The following is a 2,575-nucleotide window of genomic DNA, read 5'->3' as shown; positions in this document are numbered from 1 at the left end:
GTAAGCGGTGTCTGCGCGCCACGCGGGATCAGCTTGACGGATTGAAGTTCCAGGGAAGCAGATCGTCAATCTTGCTGTCTGGGTGACCGGCGGCGATCACCTCAAGGGTCGCCTTGAGATACGCGAATGGCTCCACGCTATTGATCTTCGCGGTGGCGATCAGGGAGGCGATGCGGGCCCAAGTGCGGCCGCCCTCGTCGTGTCCGGCGAAGAGTGCGTTCTTTCTCGTCAGGGCAATCGGGCGGATCAGGTTCTCGACGGCGTTGGAGTCGATCTCAACGCGGCCGTCATACAGGAACGTCTGCAGGCCGCCCCACTGTCGGTGGATATAGGCCAACTTCTCGCCCAGGCGCGACTTGGCTGAGACACGCAGACGCTGGGCCTGCAGCCAGTCGCCGAACTCGGCGACAAGGGGCGCGCTGCGGGCTTGGCGGGCAGACAGGCGCTGACCGGGGCCCATGCCGCGGATCTCGGCCTCGATGCGGTAGAGCTCGGCGATCCGGCGTAGCCCCTCGCCAGCGATCTCGGAGCCGTCGCGGTCGCATATCTCTTTGAGCTTGCGACGTGCGTGTGCCCAGCAGTGGGCAACCGTGATCGGCGCGCCGCCTTTGCGGGAGGGGCGCGTCAGCCGATCGTAGCCGGAATAGCCATCCAACTGCAGGATGCCGTCGAAGCCCTGCAGGATTTGCTCGGCATGCGCGCCGGCGCGGCTGGGATGGTAGGTAAACACCACGCCGGGCGGGTCCTCTCCGCCCCATCCACGGTCATCGCGCGCCAGGGCCCATAGGTAGCCGGTCTTGGTTCGGCCTCTGCCCGGGTCGAGGACAGGAGCCGTCGTCTCGTCCATGAAGAGCTTGGCCGATCCCTTCAGGTGCTCGGACAGCCGGTCGACCACCGGGCCGAGGTGGAACGCGGCTGTCCCGGCCCAGTCCGCCAGGGTGCTGCGGTCGATCTGGATGCCAGAGCGGGCAAGGATCTGGCTCTGTCTGTAAAACGGCAGATGGTCCGCGAACTTGGACACCAGGACGTGGGCGATGGCACCTTCTGTCGGCATCCCGCCTTCGATCAGCCACGGCGCGGCGGGCGCTTGGGTGACTCCGTCGGAGCAAGCGCGGCAGGCATACTTCGGCCGGATGTCGACCAGCACCCGAAGCTGCGCTGGTACGATGTCGAGACGTTCGGTCCGATCCTCGCCGATCCGGTGCATGCGACCGCACCCACAGGGGCAATCGAGGCTCGCCGGTTCGATGACACGTTCGATGCGCGGCAGATCAGCGGGCAGATGGCCGAGATTGCGCTGCCGTCTCCGGCGCGGCGTCGTGGTGGATGGCGCGGCCTGCTCCTTGCGGGTCTCGACCTCCGCGACGGCGGTTTCCAGATCTTCGAAGGCCAGCTGCCGGTCGTCGTCGCTCAGCTTCTCGGACCGTTTGCCATGCACGACATGGTTCAACTCGGCCACAAGATGCTCGAGGCGCCGGTTTGCGTCCCTCAGCGCACCATTCTCCTGCAGCAGCGCCAGAACGGCGGAGCGCTGGCTCTCGGGGATCGCGGACAGGTCGATGGGCGGGGCGTTAGACATGCGCGGATTATACCGCGCCAAATGCGCCGATGCCCTATCATTCCCTGGGGCGAGTCACTCTGCCACAGCTGGTCTGCGCACCTCCAGCGATCGCACACGGCGCCAGTCCAGCCCGGCAAACAGGGCTTCGAACTGCGCACGGTTCAGCGTCATGGCCCCGTCGCGGATCGCCGGCCAGGTGAACGTGCTTTCTTCCAGCCGCTTGTAGGCCATGACCAAACCGCTGCCGTCCCAGAATAAGATCTTCATTCGGTCGGCGCGCTTTGAGCGGAAGACGAAGACCGTTCCGGTGAATGGATCCTCGGCCAGCGCGGATTGAACCAAAGCCGCGAGACCATCATGGCCCTTCCGGAAGTCGACAGGCTTCGTCGCCACCAAGATCCGCACGCCCTGCGAGGGCATCAGCATGGGTGCGCCTCCAGCGCGTGGACGATATCCGCTACTCGGGCGACGGGGATGTCATGCGCGAGTTCGATCACGACAGAACCCCGAATGATCCTGATCGGGGCCGCCTGCGATGCTACCTCCGGATGCGCTTCCTCCTCGGCGACCTCGCAGACGACGAGAGGCGCAAAGACAGGTTCCTCAACTTCGGCCGCAGGCAGCACGAGCTTGCCTTGCTTGGCCTCTCGACGCCAGGCCGAGAGTTGATTGGGCAGAATGCCAAACCGCTCCGCCACGGCATTCACCGTCGCACCAGCCTCCAAGGTCATCGAGACGGCCAAGGCCTTTGCCTCATCCGGCCAACGGCGGTGACCCGACGCGTAGATCTCGACGCCCAGCGATTTGAGAAACGAATTTGTAGCGCACATTGCGAAACGCACTCCCCATCATGAGATGGAGATCACCTCGCACCCGAACCCATCAGCACCAATGTGGGGTCGAGACGGCGCTTACGTTGCATCCCGGGTGTGTGGTTGCCATGGAGGCCTGCGCGACGGCCCATCATTGGGCGCGGACGTTGGCGGCGATCGGGCATGAGGTGCGTCTGATCGT

Annotated in this window: 3 protein-coding genes; all 3 read right to left on the bottom strand. The window is 65.0% G+C overall.

What is annotated here, in order from left to right; genetic code table 11:
• Positions 1-28 precede the first annotated feature (28 nt).
• The 3 genes from tnpC to ABWV23_RS22220 are packed head-to-tail and all read right to left on the bottom strand — an operon-like array spanning position 29 to position 2,403.
• Positions 29-1,579 (bottom strand): IS66 family transposase, encoded by a 1,551-nt coding sequence (gene tnpC / locus ABWV23_RS22230; RefSeq protein ID WP_353351879.1) that lies wholly within the window; start codon positions 1,577-1,579, stop codon positions 29-31.
• A 54-nt stretch (positions 1,580-1,633) separates the two neighbouring features.
• Entirely contained in the window at positions 1,634-1,987 is a 354-nt protein-coding gene (gene tnpB, locus ABWV23_RS22225; protein WP_353351877.1) for an IS66 family insertion sequence element accessory protein TnpB, read from the bottom strand.
• The gene (locus ABWV23_RS22220) at positions 1,981-2,403 is read right to left on the bottom strand and encodes a transposase (RefSeq protein WP_353351875.1); all 423 of its coding nucleotides are present in this window, start codon (positions 2,401-2,403) and stop codon (positions 1,981-1,983) included. The genes tnpB and ABWV23_RS22220 overlap by 7 nt, the downstream gene beginning before the upstream one ends.
• Positions 2,404-2,575: the final 172 nt, after the last annotated feature.

It is taken from the genome of Aquicoccus sp. SU-CL01552 (assembly GCF_040365005.1).
In the GTDB taxonomy this organism is placed as follows: Bacteria; Pseudomonadota; Alphaproteobacteria; order Rhodobacterales; family Rhodobacteraceae; genus Antarcticimicrobium.
The sequence above is the reverse complement of the archived record's forward strand: the minus strand, read 5'-3'. Positions and strand labels throughout refer to the sequence as shown.

What these genes read in the sequence shown, in the direction of transcription:
- tnpC (WP_353351879.1), bottom strand. Translation starts at nt 1,579, where the DNA reads ATGTCTAACGCCCCGCCCATCGACCTGTCCGCGATCCCCGAGAGCCAG.
- tnpB (WP_353351877.1), bottom strand. Translation starts at nt 1,987, where the DNA reads ATGCTGATGCCCTCGCAGGGCGTGCGGATCTTGGTGGCGACGAAGCCT.